This window comes from Nocardioides sp. SYSU D00065 (assembly GCF_017916425.1).
GTDB lineage: Bacteria > Actinomycetota > Actinomycetes > Propionibacteriales > Nocardioidaceae > Nocardioides.
This window is the reverse complement of record NZ_JAFMSX010000002.1, coordinates 684,039-703,455: the sequence shown is the minus strand read 5'-3', so window position 1 is coordinate 703,455 and position 19,417 is coordinate 684,039. Positions and strand designations below refer to the sequence as shown.

Below are 19,417 nucleotides of genomic sequence, written 5' to 3'. Positions count from 1 at the left end.
GGTCAGCGACGGCGTACGGCCACCGGCTCCACGAGCCCGAAGCCGCGCACCGGCCGGGCCGGGAGGCGGCGGCTCTCCCAGTCCTCGAACGGCAGCAGGTCCGCGGTGTTCTGGTCGACGATCAGCCGGTTGCGCCGAGCGACCTGGGTCAGCCGCGCCGCCATGTTGACCGGGGGCCCGAAGATGTCGCCGAGCCGCTGGATGACCGGACCGCTGGCCAGGCCCAGGCGCACGTCGGGCATCTTGGAGTCGCGGCCGATGACGTTGATGATGCCCTCGGCGACGGCGACCGCGTCCTCGGCGCCGCTGGTCACGAACAGCACCGAGTCCCCCAGGCTCTTGATGATCCGGCCGGCGTAGCGCGCCACGACGTCCTGGCACCGGCTCTCGAACACCTCGACGAGGTCGCCGATCTCGTCGCGGTCGAGGGTGTTGGACAGGGCGGTGAAGGAGACGAGGTCGGCGAAGCCGACGGTCACGTCGATGGTGTGGAGGTCCTCGTCCTTGGCGCCCATCGCCTCGATCCGGCCCACGGCGGCGGCGAGGTGGCGACGCCACGCGTAGACCAGCAGCCGCTCGAACGACGGGTTGACCTCGTGGATGAGCCGGAGGGCCGAGCCGATGCGCGAGCCGGTCGCCTCGTCGCCGGACTCCATCTCCTCCACCCGGCTCACCAGCGTGGAGACCTCCCAGTCCGCCAGCCGGGCCATGGTCTGCCCGACGCCGCGCGTCAGGTTCACGGCCATGTCGAAGTCGACGGCGCCCGTGTCGACGAATCCCATCAAGGTGGCGACCGCCTCGATGTCGGCGGAGGTGTAGGCCTTCTCGCCGGTGAACTCGGGGAAGCCGAGCGCGCGCCACAGCCGCCGGGTCTGCTCGACGGTCACCCCGGTCTCGGCGGCCACCTCGAGTGCGTTGAACTGCGGAGCGCTGCGCAGGATCGCGTCGTCGAGCTGCTCCCCCGGTGCCCGGCCCCGGGACGGCTCGGGCGGACCGGTCGGCGTGCGGTCAGGCGCCATCGTCGCGGCGGTCGGCGGAGAGGCGGTGCAGCTCGTCGGAGACCTGCAGCTGGACCTGCTCCACGTCGGGGATGTCGTGCAGCGCCACCCGGCCGCCGGTGCTGGCGTCGGAGACGACCAGCGTGCCACAACCGAAGATCCGGTCGACGACCCCGATCTCGAAGTCCACCCCGCTGATGCGGTTGAGCGGGATCGTGCGCCCCTGGGTGGCGATGAATCCGGAGCGCTTGATGAACCTGCGGTCGGTGAAGGTGTAGGTGGTGGTCAGCCACAGCACGAGCGGGCGCAGCACGAACCACGCCACGACCAGGACCGAGACCACCCCCGCGACCATGCCGACCGCCGTCGAGTCCGTGACGGTGCTCAGCGCCAGCACGGCCGCCACCACCAGGACCAGGACGGCGGCGGGCCCGATCAGCGCCTTGGGGTGGCTGCGTGTCGAGACGACGACGCGCTCGCCCTCGTTGAGGAGCTTGCTCGGGAAGGCCACGCGCCGATCATGTCACCCGGTGCACCCGACTTCTAGGCGGGGCGCACGTGCACCACGTCGCCGGCGGCCACGGTGAGCGTGCCGCCGTCGGTCCCCACCACCAGCGCCCCGGTCGCGTCGATGTCGAGCGCCTCGCCGCGGCGTACGTCGCCCCCGGGCAGGTGGACGTCGACCGTCCGCCCGAGCGTGACGCAGACGTCGGCGTAGGCGCCGCGCAGCGCCTCGGTGTCGTCGAGGAGTCCCTGCAGCCCGTGCAGGGAGCCGAGCACCTGGGCGAGCAACCCGGTGCGCTCGACCGGCTCGCCGGTCTCGAGGGCGACCGACGTGGCGGCCGCGACGGGCAGCTCGTCGAGGGTCTGGTCGACGTTGATCCCCACGCCCACGACCGCCACCGGCCCCTGCTCGGTCTCGATCCGCTCCACGAGGATCCCGCAGACCTTGCGGCCCACCCCGGACCCGTCGTCGACGAGCACGTCGTTGGGCCACTTCAGCGCGATCTCGGGCAGCCGGTCGGCCAGCGCGGCCTGGACGGCGTACCCGGTCAGCAGCGGCAGCCACGACCAGGCGGACGGCGGCAGCTCGGGGCGCAGCAGCACCGAGAAGGTCAGCGACGACCGCGCCGGCGTCTCCCACACCCGGTCCAGGCGCCCCCGGCCGGCCGTCTGGTGCTCGGTCACCAGCACCAGGCCCGGCTCCTCGCCGGCACGCGCCCGCTCGGCGACCACGGCGTTGGTCGACGGCGTCTGTGCCACCACCTCGACCCGCCACCCGGAGGGGGTCACGAGCCTGTCGAGGTCGAGCGGTGGGCGCGGTGCCGGGGTGTCGGTCATGGCACTAGATTGCCCCAGGGACACCGTCCCCGTGCGAGACGACCAGGAGGCCACCGCGTGAGTGCACAGCCGGGTGAGGGCACCGACGTCCCCCCAGAGATCGACGTCCACACGACCGCGGGCAAGCTCGCCGACCTCGAGCGGCGCCTCGACGAGGCGATCCACGCGGGCTCGGCGAAGGCGATCGAGAAGCAGCACGCCAAGGGCCGGCGGACGGCCCGCGAGCGCATCGAGATGCTCTTCGACGAGGGGACGTTCGTCGAGCTCGACGAGCTGGCCCGGCACCGCTCGACCGCGTTCGGGCTGGAGAGGACCCGCCCCTACGGCGACGGCGTGGTGACCGGCTACGGCGAGGTCGACGGCCGGATGGTGTGCGTGTTCAGCCAGGACTTCACCGTCTTCGGCGGCTCCCTGGGCGAGGTCTACGGCGAGAAGATCACCAAGGTGATGGACCTCGCGATCAAGACCGGCTGCCCGATCATCGGCATCAACGAGGGCGCCGGGGCCCGCATCCAGGAGGGCGTGGTCTCGCTGGGGCTCTACGGCGAGATCTTCCGCCGCAACGTGCACGCCTCGGGTGTGATCCCCCAGATCAGCCTGATCATGGGCAACTGCGCCGGCGGGCACGTCTACTCCCCCGCCGTCACCGACTTCACCGTCATGGTCGACCAGACCTCGGCGATGTTCATCACCGGCCCCGACGTCATCAAGACCGTCACCGGCGAGGACGTCACCATGGAAGAGCTCGGCGGCGCGCGGACCCACAACACGAAGTCCGGCAACGCCCACTACCTGGCCTCGGACGAGCAGGACGCCATCGACTACGTCAAAGCGATGCTGTCCTACCTCCCGCAGAACAACCTGGATCCCTCTCCGGAGCTGGACGAGACGCCGGAGATGGAGGTCACCGACCTCGACCGGACCCTGGACACACTCATCCCCGACAGCCCCAACCAGCCCTACGACATGCACGACGTCATCACCGCCGTGCTCGACGACGAGGAGTTCCTCGAGGTCCAGGAGCTGTTCGCCCCCAACATCATCGTCGGCTTCGGCCGCGTCGAGGGCCGCTCGGTCGGCGTCGTGGCCAACCAGCCGATGCAGTTCGCCGGCACGCTCGACATCGACGCCTCGGAGAAGGCCGCCCGGTTCGTGCGCTTCTGCGACGCGTTCAACCTGCCGGTGCTGACCTTCGTCGACGTACCCGGCTTCCTGCCCGGCACCGACCAGGAGTGGGACGGGATCATCCGCCGCGGCGCCAAGCTCATCTACGCCTACGCCGAGGCCACCGTCCCCCTGGTCACGATCATCACCCGCAAGGCCTACGGCGGCGCGTACGACGTGATGGGGTCCAAGCACCTCGGGGCCGACATCAACGTCGCCTGGCCCACCGCGCAGATCGCCGTCATGGGCGCCCAGGGCGCGGCCAACATCCTGCACCGCAAGACCCTTGCCGCGATCGAGGCCGAGGGCGGCGACGTCGAGGCGAAGCGTGCCGAGCTCATCGACGAGTACGAGACCACGCTCGCCAACCCCTACGTCGCGGCCGAGCGCGGCTACGTCGACGCGGTCATCGCCCCGCACGAGACGCGCATCGAGATCGTGCGCTCCCTGCGCCTGCTGCGCTCCAAGCGCGAGACGCTCCCGCCCAAGAAGCACGGGAACATCCCGCTGTGAGCGAGCCGGAGCACCCACCCGTCCTGCGGGTCCTCAACGCCGACGCCACGGACGAGGAGGTGGCCGCCCTGGTGGCGGCCCTCTCGGCGCTCGGACCGACCGGCGCGGCTTCGGCACCGCGGCCGCGGCCGTCGTGGAGCGACCCGGCCCGGGTGGTACGGCGGACCCACCGCAGCGGTCCCGGCGGCTGGCGCGCGAGCGGGCTGCCCGGCTGAGCTCGGCGATCGGGCGTGCGCTGGCGTGACTGGCGGCGCTGGCGTGCCGGGCGGTGAGTCAGCCACATCTTCGGGCGTACGAATGTGGCTGACGCACCGCTGGGGCGGGGCGGCCGTGAGCCAACCACATCTTCGGGCGTACGAATGTGGCTGACGCACCGCTCGGGCGGGGCAGCGGTGAGTGAGCCACATCTTCCGGCGTACGAATGTGGCTCACGCACCGCTCGGGCGAGGCGGCGGTGAGCCAACCACATCGTCGGGCGTACGAATGTGGCTGACGCACCGCTGGGGCGAGGCGGCGGTGAGCCAACCACATCCTCCGCCGTACGAATGTGGCTCACGCACCGCTCCGGGCGAGGCCGACGCCCGCCTCGCGTCGGAGGCTAGGGTCGCCGACGTGACCGAACGCACGATCGATGCCCTCTGCGACGCCTACGTCGACGACTACTGCGCCCTCGACCCACTGACGGCCACCTCGCTCGGGGTCGCCGGCCACGAGCACGAGATGACCGACTACTCCCCCGCCGGGTTCGACTCGCGCGAGGCGCTCGCCCGCGCGGCCGTGGCGGCGGTCGAGGCGGCCACGCCGGTCGACGACCGCGAGGCGGCGGCCCGCGACGCGTTCCTGGAGCGCACCCGCCTCGAGATCGAGCTCGAGGAGGCCGGCGTCAACCGCTCGCGGATGTCGGTGCTGTGGAGCCCGCTGCACGAGATCCGCGGCGTGTTCGACCTGATGCCCACCGAGGGCGAGGACGCCGTCGCCGCGATCGCGGACCGGCTCGCGGCGGTGCCGGCAGCCCTCGAGGGCCTGCGGGTCACCCTCACCGAGGAGGCCGCCAAGGGGCACGTCGTCGCCGCCCGGCAGTACGTCGAGGTGGCCGAGCAGGTGCGCCGCTGGACCGGGCAGGCCGGCGAGGCGGGCGACTTCTACCTCGGCCTGGTCGACCGGCTCGACGCCGGCGATCGCACCGACCTGCGCGCGCTGGCCGGGGCCGCGAGCGCGGCCACGGCGGCGTTCGGGGTGTTCCTCACCGACGAGCTCGCGCCGCAGGGCAAGGAGCGTGAGGGCGTGGGCCGCGAGGTGTACGCGCTGGCCAGCCGCTACTTCCTCGGCGCCGAGGTCGACCTCGACGAGACCTACGCGTGGGGCTGGAGCGAGCTCCAGCGCCTGTCCGACCTCATGCGGGCCACCGCCGAGCGGATCCTGCCGGGGGCGGACGTCGACGCGGCGGTCGCGCACCTCGACGCCGACCCCGACCGTGTCATCCACGGCCGCGAGGCGTTCCGCGACTGGATGCAGGAGCTCGCCGACCGCACGATCGAGGCGGTGGCCGACGTGCACTTCGACATCCCGGACCCGATCCGGCGCATCGAGTGCATGCTCGCCCCCACCAACGACGGCGGGATCTACTACACCGGCCCGTCGGAGGACTTCGTGCGGCCCGGTCGGATGTGGTGGTCGGTGCCCGACGGCATCGAGGACTTCCATCCCTGGCGGGAGGTCACGACGGTGTTCCACGAGGGCGTTCCGGGCCACCACCTGCAGGTCGCCCAGACCGCCTACCGCAGCGACACCCTCAACCGCTGGCAGCGGCTGATGTGCTGGTGCAGCGGCCACGGCGAGGGCTGGGCGCTCTACGCCGAGCGGCTGATGGAGGAGCTCGGCTTCCTCGCCGACCCGGCCGACCTCCTCGGCATGCTCGACGCGCAGTCGATGCGGGCGGCGCGGGTGATCGTCGACATCGGCATGCACCTCGAGCTGACGATCCCCGAGGACAACCGGCTCGGTCCCGGCGGGACCGCCTTCCACCCCGGCGAGACCTGGACGCCCGAGCTGGGACTGGAGTTCATGCGGCTGCACTGCCGGATGGACGACGAGGTCATCCAGTTCGAGGTCAAGCGCTACCTCGGCCTGCCGGGGCAGGCGCCGTCCTACAAGGTCGGCGAGCGCATCTGGCTCGAGGCCCGCGCGAGCGTGCAGGAGCGGCAGGGCGACGCCTTCGACCTCAAGGCGTTCCACCGGGCGGCGCTCGACCTCGGCTCGCTCGGGCTCGACCCGCTGCGCGCGGCGCTGGAGCGGCTGTGACGACCCCGCTGGTGCTGGCCTCCGCCTCCCCGGCGCGGCTCGCGACGCTCCGCGCGGCCGGGCTCGACCCGATCGTGATCGTCAGCGGCGTCGACGAGTCCCGCCTGACCGGCCTGCCTCCGGCCGAGCTCGCGCTTCAGCTCGCCGAGCTCAAGTGCGCCGCCGTGGCGGGGCGCGACGAGGTGCCAGCCGACGCGCTGGTGCTGGGCTGCGACTCGGTGCTGGAGCTCGACGGGGAGGCGCTCGGCAAGCCGGGCGACCCCGCCGAGGCGACCCGCCGCTGGCTGACGATGCGCGGGCGCTTGGGCGTGCTGCACAGCGGGCACTGCCTGCGCGACGTGGCCAGCGGCCGGGTGGCGGCCGCCACCGGGTCGACCACAGTGCACTTCGCCGACGTCGACGACGCCGAGATCGAGGCGTACGTCGCCACGGGCGAGCCGCTGCACGTCGCGGGCGCGTTCACCATCGACGGCATCGGGGGCGCCTTCGTGACCCGGATCGAGGGCGACCACCACAACGTGGTCGGCGTCAGCCTGCCCCTGCTGCGCGAGCTCGTGCTCGAGCTCGGCCACGTGTGGCCCGAGCTGTGGACGTGACCCGCTAGCATCGGCGTCCGTGGGGAGCAGGGTGGGCACGGTGCAGGCGCAGCCCGTCCCCGACCCCGAGAACCGCTACGGCGTCCGCGACGAGCGGCTGCTGACCGGCGCGACCATCATCACCGCGGTGCGGACCGTGATCTCGGTCGTGCTCGCCGCCCTCGCCGCGCACCAGGACAGCCTGTCCCTCCTGGTCGCCGCATTGGCCGTCTACTGGGTCGGCGACATGCTCGACGGCTTCTGGGCCAGGGTGCGCGACTGCGAGACCCGCGTCGGCGCGACCCTGGACGTCCTCTGCGACCGGCTCAACGCCGCCGCGTTCTACATCGGCCTGGCGTGGCTGCAGCCGGACCTCTCGCCGGCGATCTTCGTCTACCTGGCCGAGTTCATGGTCGTCGACTGCTTCTTGTCGATCGCGTTCCTGGCGTGGCCCGTACGCAGCCCCAACTACTTCTTCGTCGTCGACCGGCCGCTGTGGCTGTGGAACTGGTCCAAGCCCGCCAAGGCCGTCAACAGCGCGCTGTTCGCGGTGCTGCTGCTGGTCACCGGGTGGATGTGGGTCGGCCTGGCGATCGCGACCGCCCTGCTGGTCCTCAAGTGCGTCTCGCTGCACCGCCTCGTGCGCATCGGGCTGCCCGTGCCCGGGGACCGCGGCTGATGCTCTTCTGGAGCGTGATGGGAGCCTCGATCGGCTCCGCCCTGTTCCCGCTCATCAACATCGAGGCCATCCTCGCGGTCGCCGTGAGCCGCTCCCCATCGTTCATGTGGGGCCTGATCATCTCCGCCACCATCGGCCAGATGGTCGGCAAGGTCCTCTGGTACTGGGGCGGCATGCACGCCGACCGCGCCCGGTGGGTCAACCGCCACCTGGAGAAGCCCAAGGCCAAGGCGTCGCTGGAGAAGTGGCACGCGCGCGCGGAGGGGCGGCCGTGGTTCACGGCCGCCCTGCTGTTCTTCTCCGCCGCCACCGGCTTCCCGCCGTACGCCGTCACCGCGGTGCTGGCCGGTGTCCTGCGGGTGCCCTTCTGGATCTTCCTCGTCACCGGCGCGCTGGGCCGCGGCCTGCGGTTCTGGGCGGTCGTGTCCGGGACCTCGTCGCTGCTGCACCTGTTCTGAGGTCGCACCCGCGACAGGTCCCGGACCCGCCCGTCCTCACTCGGCGGTGGACCACGCCTGGCGCAGGGTGACCCGTCCGCCGGTCTGGAGCAGCGCGCGGCGGTAGAGGCGCTCGCCGATCGCCACGGTGACCACGGCGAACGCCGCCAGCAGGCCCAGGGCCAGGAGCGGCTCCCACCACTCGACGCCGCCGGCCAGGATCCGCTTGGGCATCACCACCGCCGACACCGGCGGGACGAAGGACGCGATGACCTGCCCGCGGCCGTCGAGGGAGATGCCGCCGAAGAACATGACGAGCATCAGCATCGTCAGCGGGGTGGAGGTGGCCTGGAGGTCCTCGGTGCGCGAGGCCAGCGAGCCGGCCACCGCCCACAGGCAGGCGAGCGCGACGAAGCCGGCGAGGAAGAAGAGCACGAACCAGACGGTCGGGCCGGACAGGTCCGGGACGTAGGACTTGTAGGAGGTGAAGGCGAGCCCGACCAGTCCCACGACGAGGTAGACGAGCAGCTGGATCATCGCCAGCGCGGTGTTGCCGAGCACCTTGCCCGCCAGCAGGTGTCGCAGCGGGATCGCGGCGGCGATGATCTCCACGATGCGGCTCTGCTTCTCCTCGATCACCGACGAGGCGAGCTGCATGCCGAAGACGAGCGCTGCGAAGTAGAAGAGGAAGACGAACACGAAGCCCACGGCCTGCGCCACGGCCGCCTTCTCGGCGTCACCGCGCAGGAAGTCCGTCGACACGGCGCTGCCGGCTTCGAGCGCCTCCACCGAGGTGCCGGCGCCGGCGGCGTTCTCGGTCAGCACCTGCTGGCGGACCACGGCGCGGGTGACCTCGGTCAGGGCGTCCTGCTCGCTGGACTCCGAGGTCAGCTGCCAGCCGTCGTCGGCCGGGTGCAGCCAGGCGTCGACCTCGTCCTCGCGCAGCGCGTCCTCTGCCGCGGCGTCGTCGGCGAGCTCCTCGACGGTGACCTCGACCTTGTCGTCCACCTCGGGCGCCCCCGCGGCGACGGCCTCGGCCATCGCGACGGCCTCGGGGGTGGCTCCGAGGGTGACCTCGCTGGTGCGCTCCTCCTGCCAGGCGGTGAAGCCGATGAAGCCGACCAGCATCGCCACCATGAGCACGGTGCCGATGAGGAACGACTTGTCGGTGATGCGCGAGACGATCTCGCGCCGGGTGACGAGCAGCCAGGGGGCGTCGCCGCCGCGCTCCCGACTGGCGTCGGGGTGGCGGCTGGGGCCGGCGTTCGGGTCGGGGTTGGGTGCGGTGGTCATGCGGTGGCCTCCCGGTAGATCTCGCTGAGCGCCGGACGGACCCGGACGAACTCGTGTACGTGGCCGCGGCTCGTCGCCTCGGCGATGAGGTGCTGCTCGGCACCGTCCTGGCGCACCTCGACGAGGGCGGTCGTCCCGTCGAGGTCGAGGACCTCGAGCCCGCGGAGGTCGCGGACCCAACCGGCGTCGCCGCCGAGGACGAGACGGAAGCGCGGCACCCCCGCGTCGCGCAGCTCCGTCACCGTCCCGGCGGCGACCCGGCGTCCGTGGGCCAGCACGACCAGTCGGTCGCACAGGCGCTCGACGAGGTCGAGCTGATGGCTGGAGAACAGCACCGGCACGCCGGCGCGGGTGTACTCCCGCAGCAGGTCGACCATGGAGTCGACGGCGATCGGGTCCAGGCCCGAGAAGGGCTCGTCGAGGATCAGGGCGGCCGGTCGCGGCAGGACCGAGGCGATGATCTGCACCCGCTGCTGGTTGCCCAGCGACAGCTTCTCCAGGTGCTCGCCACCGCGCTCGCCGAGCCCGAACCGCTCGAGCAGCTCCTGCACCTGGGCGCGCGCCTCGACACGGCTCATGCCCTTGAGCTGGGCGACGTACACGAGCTGGTCGAGCACCGGCTGCTTGGGATAAAGGCCCCGCTCCTCGGGCATGTAGCCGAACGTGCGCCGGTCCAGCCGGGTGATCGGCCGGCCCTGCCACAGCACCTCGCCCTCGTCGATGCCGAGCACGCCCATGACCATGCGCATGGTCGTGGTCTTGCCTGCGCCGTTGGCGCCGACGAAGCCGGTCATCTGCCCGGCAGGCACCTCGAACGACACTCGGTCCACGGCGGTCTTGTCACCGAACCGTCTGGTCAGCTCCCTGATCTCCAACATGGCACCGACGCTAGGGCCCGACCGCAGGCCCCGGATCCCCCGCGCGACGGAACCTGCAGGCGGAGCCGGCGCGGATCGCGCCCGGCCCCGGGGCTCAGTCCTCCGCCGGGAGGATGAGACCGGCCTCGTAGGCGTAGATCACCGCCTGCACCCGGTCGCGCAGGTGCAGCTTGGCGAGCACGTTGGACACGTGCGTCTTGACCGTCGCCTCGCCGAGCACGAGCTCCTCGGCGATCTCTCCGTTGGAGAGGCCGCGCCCCAGCATGACCAGCACCTCGCGCTCGCGCGCCGTGAGGTGCGCCAGTCCGGCCGGCTCGGGCCGGTCGGGGCCCCCGGCCCCCGCCGGGTCGCCGCCGGTCATCTTGCCGATGACGCGGCGGGTCACCTCCGGCGCCAGCAGTGCGTGGCCGCGACCCGCGGCGCGGACGGCGTCGAGCAGCTGCTCGGGACCGGCGTTCTTGAGCAGGAAGCCGCTGGCGCCGGCCTCGAGGGCGGCGAAGAGGTAGTCGTCGCGGTCGAAGGTGGTCACGATGACGACGTGCCCGAGCTCCTCGGCCACGAGGTGGCGGGTCGCCTCGATCCCGTCCATGCGGGGCATCTGGACGTCCATCAGCACCACGTCGGGCCGGGTCGCGCGCGCCCGCTCCAGCGCCTGCACCCCGTCCGCGGCCTCGCCCACCACCTCGATGTCGTCCTCCACCGACAACACCATGGCGAAGCCGGAGCGCACCATGGCGTGGTCGTCGACGAGCAGCACGGTCAGCGGCCCGGCCGGCTCCGCCGTGGCGCTCACGCGGCACCTCCGAGCGGGTAGCGCACCCGGACGCGGTAGCCGCCCGTGACCCGCGGGCCGATGTCGACCTGGCCGCCGTGGGTGGCGGCGCGCTCGCGGATGCCGAGCTGGCCCAGCCCGCTCCCCGAGGTGCCGTGGCGCGGGCGACCGTTGTCGACGACCTCCACCTCCGCGTAGGCCGCGGCCTCGTCGACCCGGACGACGACGGACGCGGTGTCGGCCGTCGAGTGCCGGCGGACGTTGGCCAGGGCCTCCTGGACGGTGCGATAGACCGCGAGCGCGATCCCGCGCGGCAGCCGCGAGGCGGCGTCGGGCTGGGTCTCGACCACGTCGAGCCGGACGGTGAGCCCGCCGTGGCCGCTGACCTCGGCGACGAGCGCCGGCAGGTCTCCGACGCCGGCGTCCGTCGTACGGCTCGCGCCGTCGTCCTGGGCGCGCTCCCCCACCCCCTCGCGCAGCGTGCCGAGCAGGCGGCGCATCTGCGTGACCGCCTGGCGTGATGCCTCCTCGACGTTGGCGAGGGCCGCCCGCGCGGCGTCCGGGTCGCGGTCGAGCACCCGCCGCGCGGCACCGGCCTGGATGCCCATCGCGGAGACGCCGTGGGCGACCACGTCGTGCAGGTCGCGGGCGATGCGGAGGCGTTCGTCGACGACCGCCTGCTCGCGCAGCCGTCCGGCCTGTGCGGCGATCGTGGTCGTCTGCTCCTCCAGCCGGGCCCGCTGCCGGGCGGCGCGCCAGGAGAACCCGCCGCCGGCGATCGCGCCGCCGAAGTAGAGGGCGTTGATGACCAGGGTGAATCCGACGGCGGCCGGGATCCGGGGGAAGAGGCCCTCCTGGTCGGCGCCCTGCTCGTCGTCGAGCCACTCCTGGGCCGCCGAGCCGACCGCGAACTGCCAGCCGATCCAGGCGAACATGAAGAGCACGATGACGCCCACGACGATCAGCATCGCGCGCCGGTCCCGTGCCCAGGCGACGCCCGACAGCAGGGCGACGAAGTAGACGATCTGCAGCGACATCTGCCCCATCACCTGCGGCATCGTCACCCCCGCCACGAACATGTGCAGCGCGGCGAGGCTCGCCACCACCAGCGGCCAGCGCCGCCGGCCCAGCAGCAGCAGCGCGCCGGTCGAGACCGCCAGCCACTGCGTCCACACCGGTGCGTCGGTGTGCTCGAAGCCCCCGGCGCTGCGCACCAGCTCGAGCGTCAGCAGTCCGACGGCCTCCACGCCCGCCGCGAGCACGACGTCCTGGCGACCGATCGCCGGGCGTGGGCGCTCCCACGCGTCGTCCACGCCGAACCACTCCATCAGGCGGGCGCTCAGGCGGGGCATGGGGCGAGGGTAGAGGCCGCGCACCGTCCGCGGCTCCGCCGGGAGGGGGAGATCGCCTCGTGCCCGACTGCCACACTCGCGCCATGACCGTCGTGAAGTCGCTCGCCCTCTTCGCCCTCGCCGCCCTCGCCGAGATCGGCGGCGCGTGGCTGGTCTGGCAAGGCGTCCGCGAGCACCGCGGCTGGCTGTGGGTCGGCGCCGGGTTCGTCGCCCTCGGGCTCTACGGCCTGGTGGCGACCCTGCAGCCCGACGCGAGCTTCGGGCGGATCCTGGCGGCGTACGGCGGGGTGTTCGTCGCGGGCTCCCTGGCGTGGGGCATGGTCGTCGACGGCTTCCGGCCCGACCGGTACGACGTCGCCGGCGCGCTGGTCTGCCTGGTCGGGGTCGCGGTGATCATGTACGCCCCGCGACCCGCCTGAGCTCACTCGACCGGCAGGCCGAGCCCCCGCGCGATCAGCATGCGCTGGACCTCCGAGGTCCCCTCGCCGATCTCGAGCACCTTGGCGTCGCGGTAGAAGCGCGCCACCGGGTACTCCTCCATGAACCCATAGCCGCCGAAGACCTGCGTCGCGATGCGCGTCGCGGTGACGGCCGACTCGGTGGCGTAGAGCTTGGCGACCGCGGCGGCCTGCTTGAAGGCGGCCATCGAGACCGCGGACGAGCCGGCGTCCATGGCGTCCTTCATCGCCGCCGCCTTGTAGGTCAGCAGCCGCGACGCGTCGAGCATGACCTGCAGGTCGGAGACCTGGAACGCGACGCCCTGCTTGCGCCCGATGGGCCCGCCGAAGGTCTGCCGCTCGCCGGCGTACTGCAGCGACATGTCGAGGCACGCCTGGATGCAGCCGACGGCGAGGGCGGCGATCGCGACGCGGCCGTCGTCGAGGGTGGCCAGGAACTGGGCGTAGCCCCGGCCCCGCTCGCCGAGCAGGTTCGCCTCGGGCACGCGGGCGTCGGTGAACGACAGCGGGTGCGTGTCGGAGGCGTGCCACCCCAGCTTGTCGTAGGCCTTCTCCGCGGCGAACCCCGGCGTGTCGGAGGGGACGATGATCGTGGAGATCTCCGGGCGCCCGTCGGGCCGCTCGCCGGTGCGGGCGGTGACCGTGACCAGCGAGGTGATCGAAGAGCCGGAGTTGGTGATGAACTGCTTGGCGCCGTTGACGACCCACTGGCCGTCCTCGAGCACCGCCCTGGTCCTCGTCGCCCCGGCGTCCGAGCCCGCACCGGGCTCGGTGAGGCCGAAGCCGGCCAGGCGCTCGCCGGCGACGAGGTCGGGCAGCCAGGTCGTGCGCTGCTCCTCGGTGCCGAAGGTCAGGATCGGGTTGATGCCGAGGCCGACGGCCGCCTCGAGGGTGATGCCCATCGACTGGTCGACGCGCCCGATCTCCTCGATCGCCAGGCACAGCGAGGTGAAGCCGCCGTCCTCGCCGGCCATCCCCGCGCCGCCGAACTCCTCCGGAGCGGTCAGGCCCATCAGACCGAGCGCACCCATCTTGCGCACCACGTCGGTCGGGAAGTGGTGCTCGCGGTCCCACCGGGCCGCGTGCGGCGCGATCTCGGCCTCGGCGAAGTCACGGACGCTGTGACGGAACTGCTCGTGCTCAGGGGACAGCTCGAAGGTCATGCCGGGATGCTAGCCCGAGGGGGTTAGCGATCGCTAACCCCCGGTGGCGCCGATCACATCGGGCCGCGGGCGACCCACCCCGGGCTAGCGGTAGCCTGCCGAGCGGTACGCACCACGGCCACCGCACCGCCGACTAGGAGTCCCCGCGTGAGCTTGAAGAAGGTCCTCATCGCCAACCGCGGCGAGATCGCCGTCCGCGTCGTCCGCGCCTGCAAGGACGCCGGCATCGGCAGCGTGGCCGTGTACGCCGAGCCGGACCGCGACGCGCTCTTCGTGCGCCTGGCCGACGAGGCCCACTCCCTCGGCGGCGCGACCCCGGCGGAGTCCTACCTCGACATCGCCAAGATCATCGCGATCGCCGAGAGGTCCGGCGCCGACTCGGTCCACCCCGGCTACGGCTTCCTCGCCGAGAACGCCGACTTCGCGCAGGCGGTCATCGACTCCGGACTGACCTGGATCGGGCCCCCGCCCGCCGCGATCGAGGCGCTGGGCGACAAGGCGAAGGCCAAGCACATCGCGGCGCGGGCCAACGCCCCGCTCGCGCCCGGCACCAAGGACCCCGTCGAGGACGCCGACGAGGTCGTCGAGTTCGCGAAGGCCCACGGCCTGCCGGTCGCGATCAAGGCCGTGTTCGGCGGCGGCGGGCGCGGCCTCAAGGTCGCCCGCACGCTCGAGGAGATCCCCGACGCCTACGAGTCGGCCGTGCGCGAGGCGGTCACGGCCTTCGGCCGCGGCGAGTGCCTGGTGGAGAAGTTCCTCGACAAGCCGCGCCACGTCGAGACCCAGTGCCTGGCCGACCAGCACGGCAACGTCGTCGTGGTCTCCACCCGCGACTGCTCGCTGCAGCGCCGCAACCAGAAGCTCGTCGAGGAGGCGCCCGCCCCGTTCCTGTCCGAGGAGCAGGTCGCGGAGCTCTACGAGTCCTCCAAGCGCATCCTCGCCGAGGCCGGCTACCACGGCGCCGGGACCTGCGAGTTCCTCGTCGCCCAGGACGGCACGATCTCCTTCCTCGAGGTCAACACCCGCCTGCAGGTCGAGCACTGCGTCTCCGAGGAGGTCACCGGCATCGACCTGGTGCGCGAGATGTTCCGCATCGCCGCCGGCGAGGAGCTCGGCTACGGCGACCCCGAGATCCGCGGTCACTCCATCGAGTACCGCATCAACGCCGAGGACGGCGGCCGCAACTTCATGCCCGCCCCGGGCACCCTGTCCGCATGGCGCCCGCCCAGCGGGCCCGGCGTACGCCTGGACGGCGGCTACGAGACCGGCGAGACCATCCCCGACTCCTTCGACTCGCTCATCGCCAAGCTCATCGTCACCGGCCGCGACCGCACCCAGGCGCTGGAGCGCTCGCGCCGCGCGCTCGACGAGTTCGTCGTCGACGGCATGCCCACCGTCATCCCGTTCCACCGCGCGGTCGTCTCCGACCCCGCCTACGTCGGCGCCTCCAACCCCACCGGCGAGGGGTCCTTCGACGTCTACACGCAGTGGATCGAGACCGAGTTCGACAACCGCATCGAGCCGTACGCCGGCGACAGCGCGGAGGCCGGCGAGCCGGAAGCACGGCAGGCGGTCACCGTCGAGGTCGGCGGTCGCCGCCTCGAGGTCGTCCTCCCCGCCGGTCTCGGCGGCCTGTCCGCCGCCAACGGTGCCGGCGCTGCGGGCAGCGGCGCACCCGGCAAGAAGGCCAAGCGGTCGGCGAAGAAGGCCGGGGCAGCCGTGTCCGGCGACGCCGTCACCTCGCCCATGCAGGGCACGATCGTCAAGGTCGTCGTCAGCGACGGCCAGGAGGTCGCCGAGGGGGACACGATCGTGGTCATGGAGGCCATGAAGATGGAGCAGCCCCTCAAGGCGCACAAGTCCGGCACGATCACCGGGCTGCAGGCCGAGGTCGGAGCGACGGTCAGCAACGGCGCGGTGATCTGCGAGATCACGGGCTGAGCGTGCCGCCGCACCCCCACCAGGAGGCCCGATGAGCGACCCGCACGCCGACCGCAGCGACTTCGCGCCCGACGTCATCGTCGTCGGCGCCGGCCTGGCCGGCCTCGTGGCCACCCACGAGCTCGCCCTCGCCGGCCGGCGCGTGCTGGTCCTCGACCAGGAGAACCGCCACAACCTCGGCGGCCAGGCCTGGTGGTCGCTGGGTGGCCTGCTGTTCGTGGACAGCCCCGAGCAGCGCCGGATGGGCATCGAGGACTCCCCGGAGCTCGCCTGGCAGGACTGGCAGGGGTCGGCCCAGTTCGACCGTCTCGGCGACGGCACCGACGGTCCCGGCCGCGGCGAGGACTACTGGCCGCAGCGCTGGGCCGAGGCGTACGTCCGCTTCGCGCACGAGGAGAAGCGCGACTACCTCCGGGCGCTCGGCCTCCGGTCCCTGCCGTTCGTCGGCTGGGCCGAGCGCGGCGACGGCCGTGCGCTGGGCCACGGCAACTCCGTGCCCCGGTTCCACCTCACCTGGGGCACCGGGCCGGAGGTGGTGCGGATCTTCGCCGAGCCGGTGCAGCGCGCCGAGGCTCGCGGCCTGGTCCGTTTCGCGTTCCGCCACCAGGTCGACGAGCTGGCGGTCGAGGACGGCGCGGTCGTCGGCGTGCGGGGCACCGTCCTGGTCGACGACGACTCCCCGCGCGGCGTGCGGTCGAGCCGCGAGGCCGCGGGCGCCTTCGAGCTGCGGGCCCCGGCGGTGGTGGTGACCTCCGGCGGCATCGGGCACAACCACGAGCTGATGCGGCGCAACTGGCCGGCCGATCGCCTCGGCGCGGCCCCCGAGCACCTGATCGCCGGCGTCCCGGCGCACGTCGACGGCCGGATGCAGGGCATCGCCGCCGACGCCGGCGCCACGACCGTCAACCGGGACCGCATGTGGGCCTACGTCGAGGGCATCCACAACTGGGACCCCGTCTGGCCCGACCACGCCATCCGGATCCTGCCCGGTCCCTCGTCGATGTGGTTCGACGCGACCGGCCGGCGGCTCGAGGGCATGTCCGGGGTGCCGGGCGCGGACACGATCGGCGCGATGAAGCAGATCCTCGGCGCCGGTCACGACTACTCGTGGTTCGTGCTGACCCAGTCGATCATCGAGAAGGAGTTCGCCCTCTCCGGCTCCGAGCAGAACCCCGACATCACCGGCAAGGACCTGAGATTCCTCGCGCAGAGCCGCCTGGCCAAGGGCGCGCCAGGCCCCGTCGAGGCGTTCAAGGAGCACGGCGTGGACTTCGTCGTGGCCGACGACCTCGCCGAGCTCGTCGCCGGCATGAACCGGCTCGCCCGCGGGCCGCAGCTCGACGCCGACGACCTGCGCCGCCAGATCGAGGCACGCGACCGCCAGGTCGACAACGCCTTCGCCAAGGACGTCCAGGTGATGGCCATCCACAACGCCCGGCGCAGCCGCACCGACCGGCTGCTCCGCGTCGCGAAGCCCCACCGGATCCTCGATCCGGCCCACGGCCCGCTCATCGCGGTGCGCCTCAACATCCTGTCCCGCAAGACCCTCGGCGGCCTGGAGACGAACCTCGACGGCCAGTGCCTGGCCGCCGACGGCACGCCGGTGCCCGGGCTGTACGCCGCCGGCGAGGTCGCCGGGTTCGGCGGCGGCGGCGTGCACGGCTACAACGCGCTCGAGGGCACCTTCCTCGGCGGTTGCATCTTCTCCGGCCGGGCGGCGGGGCGCGCGCTCGCGCGCTGACGACGCCCTGGGGCGCCCTCAGCCCAGCCCGACGCTCTCCACCAGTGCCCGCAGGTGGTGCTCGAAGACGTCGCCGGTGTCGGTGAACGTGTCCGGACCGTACTGGCCGAACACCTCGAAGCTGACGCACCCGAACAGCGAGGCCCACGCGAGCAGTCCGCGCGCGATGACGGCGTCGGGGACGGTGAGGTCGAGGTCGCGGCGGATCCGGGCCAGGTCGGCGGCGAGACGGGGCGCGACCGGCTCGTCGGGCACAGCCAACGCGCCCGCCCGCCAGGCGTCCTCCCACACCTCGACCAGGCGGAGCACGACGCGGGTGCCGGGCCCGGTCGTCCGCTCGGGCGGCGCCTCGTAGCCCGGCACCGGGCTGCCGAAGAGCACGGCGTACGTCGCCGGCTCGGCCAGCGCCCACAAGCGCACGGCACGGCCGACGGCCGCCATGCGGCCGGCGTGGTCGGCGGCGTCCACCTCCCCGACCGCCGCGTCGACGGCGTCGCCGAGCTCGTCGTAGCCGTCGACGACCAGCAGCGTCAGCAGCTCGTCGCGGCTCGCGACGTAGCGATAGACCGCGGACGAGACGACGCCCAGGTCGCGGGCGACCGCGCGCAGCGAGAGGGCGGCAGCGCCGTCGGTCGCGAGGTGGGCGCGGCCGATCCGGACGATGTCGCGCATGGTCTGCTCGCGGGCGCGGCTGCGCGGAGTGGAGGTCTCGGTCATGGGCGGCATCCTCCCATATGAGCGAGCGCCGATCGTTTCAGAGAGCAGCGCTCTTGCTTTCCGATCCCCGGACCGGCAGGATGGGCAAAACCGAGAGCAGTGCTCTCCCAACCCGAGGAGAACCATGACCGTCCACGTCGTCACCGGAGCCGGACCCGTCGGCTCGACCATCGCCCTGCAGCTGGCCGCGGCCGGCGAGCGGGTCCGCCTCCTGACCCGGTCGGGCAGCGGGCCCGACCACCCCCTCGTCGAGCGTCGCCGCGTCGACGTCTCGCGCCGCGAGCACCTCGACGACGCCTTCGCGGGCGCGACCGCGGTGCACCACTGCATCCACGGCTCGGCGTACGACGCGAAGGTGTGGCGTGCCGAGCTGCCGTGCGCCGAGCGGGCCGTCCTCGACGCCGCGGGCCGCGCGGGCGCCGTCGTCGTCTTCCCCGAGAGCCTCTACTCCTACGGGCCCGTCGCCGGCACCATCACCGAGGCCACGCCGCGCACCGCGACCCGCGGCAAGCTCGGCGTGCGCACCGAGCTCCTCGCGCAGCGCGCGGCGTCGGACACGCCGACGGTCAGCGTCGCGGCCTCCGACTTCTACGGCCCGCTCGTGCGGACCGCGCACGCCGGCGAGCGGATGGTGCCCGCCGTCCTCGCCGGGCGCACCATGCGGGTGCTGGGCAGCGCCGACCAGCCGCACTCGTTCACCTACGTCCCCGACCTCGCCGCCGCGATGGTCGTCGCCGCGCGCCGGGAGGACCTGTGGGGCTCGTTCCTCCACGCCCCGACCGCGCCGGCGCTGACGCAGCGGCACCTCGTCGAGCTCGTCGCCGAGGCCGGTGGCGTGCCGGTGCCGAAGGTGTCGTCGATCCCGGTCGGTGTGCTCCGCGCCGTCGGCACGGTCTCGCGGCCGGTGCGCGAGATGGCGGAGACGGGCTACATGTTCGACCGGCCGTTCGTGATGGACTCCTCGGTCAGCGAGCAGCGGCTCGGCCTCTCGCCCACGCCGCTGGTCGACGGCCTCGCCGAGACCGTCGCGTGGTGGCGGGCGCAGCCGGTCGCGGCGTGAGCGTGCCCGGTTCCCGGACAGGTGCGGCAGGTCA

The 19,417-nt window shown here is 72.9% G+C and carries 19 protein-coding genes; 10 read left to right on the top strand and 9 right to left on the bottom strand.

Annotation, left to right across the window (positions count from 1 at the left end; genetic code table 11):
• Positions 1-2 precede the first annotated feature (2 nt).
• Genes J3P41_RS11410 through J3P41_RS11400 form a run of 3 tightly spaced genes read right to left on the bottom strand, consistent with a single transcriptional unit; the run spans position 3 to position 2,339 of the window.
• Positions 3-1,019, bottom strand: a complete 1,017-nt coding sequence (locus tag J3P41_RS11410; RefSeq protein WP_210650407.1) for an adenylate/guanylate cyclase domain-containing protein — start codon at positions 1,017-1,019, stop codon at positions 3-5.
• Positions 1,009-1,509 (bottom strand): PH domain-containing protein, encoded by a 501-nt coding sequence (locus tag J3P41_RS11405; RefSeq protein WP_210650406.1) that lies wholly within the window; start codon positions 1,507-1,509, stop codon positions 1,009-1,011. Before J3P41_RS11405 ends, J3P41_RS11410 begins: the two co-directional genes overlap by 11 nt.
• A gap of 32 nt (positions 1,510-1,541) precedes the next feature.
• On the bottom strand, positions 1,542-2,339 hold the full coding sequence (locus tag J3P41_RS11400; RefSeq protein ID WP_210650405.1) for a biotin--[acetyl-CoA-carboxylase] ligase: 798 nt from the start codon (positions 2,337-2,339) through the stop codon (positions 1,542-1,544).
• Between the two features lie 57 nt (positions 2,340-2,396).
• Between J3P41_RS11400 and J3P41_RS11395 the strand changes: the two genes are divergently transcribed.
• The 6 genes from J3P41_RS11395 (at position 2,397) to J3P41_RS11370 (ending at position 8,029) form a co-directional block, all read left to right on the top strand.
• Positions 2,397-4,016, top strand: a complete 1,620-nt coding sequence (locus J3P41_RS11395; RefSeq protein ID WP_210650404.1) for an acyl-CoA carboxylase subunit beta — start codon at positions 2,397-2,399, stop codon at positions 4,014-4,016.
• Positions 4,013-4,231, top strand: coding sequence for an acyl-CoA carboxylase epsilon subunit (locus J3P41_RS11390; RefSeq protein ID WP_210650403.1), 219 nt, complete (start codon positions 4,013-4,015; stop codon positions 4,229-4,231). Before J3P41_RS11395 ends, J3P41_RS11390 begins: the two co-directional genes overlap by 4 nt.
• Positions 4,232-4,628: 397 nt before the next feature.
• Positions 4,629-6,317 carry a DUF885 domain-containing protein gene (locus J3P41_RS11385; RefSeq protein WP_307861947.1) on the top strand — a complete coding sequence of 563 codons (1,689 nt, stop codon included), beginning with the start codon at positions 4,629-4,631 and terminating at the stop codon, positions 6,315-6,317.
• Positions 6,314-6,913 (top strand): nucleoside triphosphate pyrophosphatase, encoded by a 600-nt coding sequence (locus J3P41_RS11380; RefSeq protein WP_210650401.1) that lies wholly within the window; start codon positions 6,314-6,316, stop codon positions 6,911-6,913. Before J3P41_RS11385 ends, J3P41_RS11380 begins: the two co-directional genes overlap by 4 nt.
• A gap of 19 nt (positions 6,914-6,932) precedes the next feature.
• Positions 6,933-7,571 (top strand): CDP-alcohol phosphatidyltransferase family protein, encoded by a 639-nt coding sequence (locus tag J3P41_RS11375; RefSeq protein ID WP_307861946.1) that lies wholly within the window; start codon positions 6,933-6,935, stop codon positions 7,569-7,571.
• Positions 7,571-8,029, top strand: coding sequence for a VTT domain-containing protein (locus J3P41_RS11370; protein ID WP_210650400.1), 459 nt, complete (start codon positions 7,571-7,573; stop codon positions 8,027-8,029). The genes J3P41_RS11375 and J3P41_RS11370 overlap by 1 nt, the downstream gene beginning before the upstream one ends.
• Positions 8,030-8,065: 36 nt before the next feature.
• Here J3P41_RS11370 and J3P41_RS11365 read toward each other — a convergent pair whose 3' ends face one another.
• The 4 genes from J3P41_RS11365 to J3P41_RS11350 form a co-directional block, all read right to left on the bottom strand.
• Positions 8,066-9,301: an ABC transporter permease gene (locus J3P41_RS11365; protein ID WP_210650399.1), complete on the bottom strand. Its 1,236-nt coding sequence runs from the start codon at positions 9,299-9,301 to the stop codon at positions 8,066-8,068.
• Positions 9,298-10,179 (bottom strand): ABC transporter ATP-binding protein, encoded by an 882-nt coding sequence (locus J3P41_RS11360; protein WP_210650398.1) that lies wholly within the window; start codon positions 10,177-10,179, stop codon positions 9,298-9,300. The genes J3P41_RS11365 and J3P41_RS11360 overlap by 4 nt, the downstream gene beginning before the upstream one ends.
• Before the next feature lie 94 nt (positions 10,180-10,273).
• The gene (locus J3P41_RS11355; RefSeq protein WP_307861945.1) at positions 10,274-10,972 is read right to left on the bottom strand and encodes a response regulator transcription factor; all 699 of its coding nucleotides are present in this window, start codon (positions 10,970-10,972) and stop codon (positions 10,274-10,276) included.
• Complete coding sequence (locus J3P41_RS11350; RefSeq protein WP_210650397.1) at positions 10,969-12,303, bottom strand: sensor histidine kinase; 1,335 nt, start codon at positions 12,301-12,303, stop codon at positions 10,969-10,971. The genes J3P41_RS11355 and J3P41_RS11350 overlap by 4 nt, the downstream gene beginning before the upstream one ends.
• Positions 12,304-12,386: 83 nt before the next feature.
• Here J3P41_RS11350 and J3P41_RS11345 point away from each other — a divergent pair, with 83 nt between their 5' ends.
• Positions 12,387-12,722 carry a YnfA family protein gene (locus J3P41_RS11345; protein ID WP_210650396.1) on the top strand — a complete coding sequence of 112 codons (336 nt, stop codon included), beginning with the start codon at positions 12,387-12,389 and terminating at the stop codon, positions 12,720-12,722.
• A 2-nt stretch (positions 12,723-12,724) separates the two neighbouring features.
• Here J3P41_RS11345 and J3P41_RS11340 read toward each other — a convergent pair whose 3' ends face one another.
• Positions 12,725-13,924, bottom strand: coding sequence for an acyl-CoA dehydrogenase family protein (locus J3P41_RS11340; RefSeq protein WP_210650395.1), 1,200 nt, complete (start codon positions 13,922-13,924; stop codon positions 12,725-12,727).
• 147 nt (positions 13,925-14,071) lie between these two features.
• Here J3P41_RS11340 and J3P41_RS11335 point away from each other — a divergent pair, with 147 nt between their 5' ends.
• Positions 14,072-15,865 (top strand): biotin carboxylase N-terminal domain-containing protein, encoded by a 1,794-nt coding sequence (locus J3P41_RS11335; protein WP_307861944.1) that lies wholly within the window; start codon positions 14,072-14,074, stop codon positions 15,863-15,865.
• A 31-nt stretch (positions 15,866-15,896) separates the two neighbouring features.
• On the top strand, positions 15,897-17,606 hold the full coding sequence (locus J3P41_RS11330) for an FAD-binding dehydrogenase (protein WP_210650394.1): 1,710 nt from the start codon (positions 15,897-15,899) through the stop codon (positions 17,604-17,606).
• Between the two features lie 18 nt (positions 17,607-17,624).
• Here J3P41_RS11330 and J3P41_RS11325 read toward each other — a convergent pair whose 3' ends face one another.
• Positions 17,625-18,323, bottom strand: a complete 699-nt coding sequence (locus tag J3P41_RS11325; RefSeq protein WP_210650393.1) for a TetR/AcrR family transcriptional regulator — start codon at positions 18,321-18,323, stop codon at positions 17,625-17,627.
• Between the two features lie 124 nt (positions 18,324-18,447).
• Here J3P41_RS11325 and J3P41_RS11320 point away from each other — a divergent pair, with 124 nt between their 5' ends.
• Positions 18,448-19,383 carry an NAD-dependent epimerase/dehydratase family protein gene (locus J3P41_RS11320; RefSeq protein WP_210650392.1) on the top strand — a complete coding sequence of 312 codons (936 nt, stop codon included), beginning with the start codon at positions 18,448-18,450 and terminating at the stop codon, positions 19,381-19,383.
• Positions 19,384-19,417: the final 34 nt, after the last annotated feature.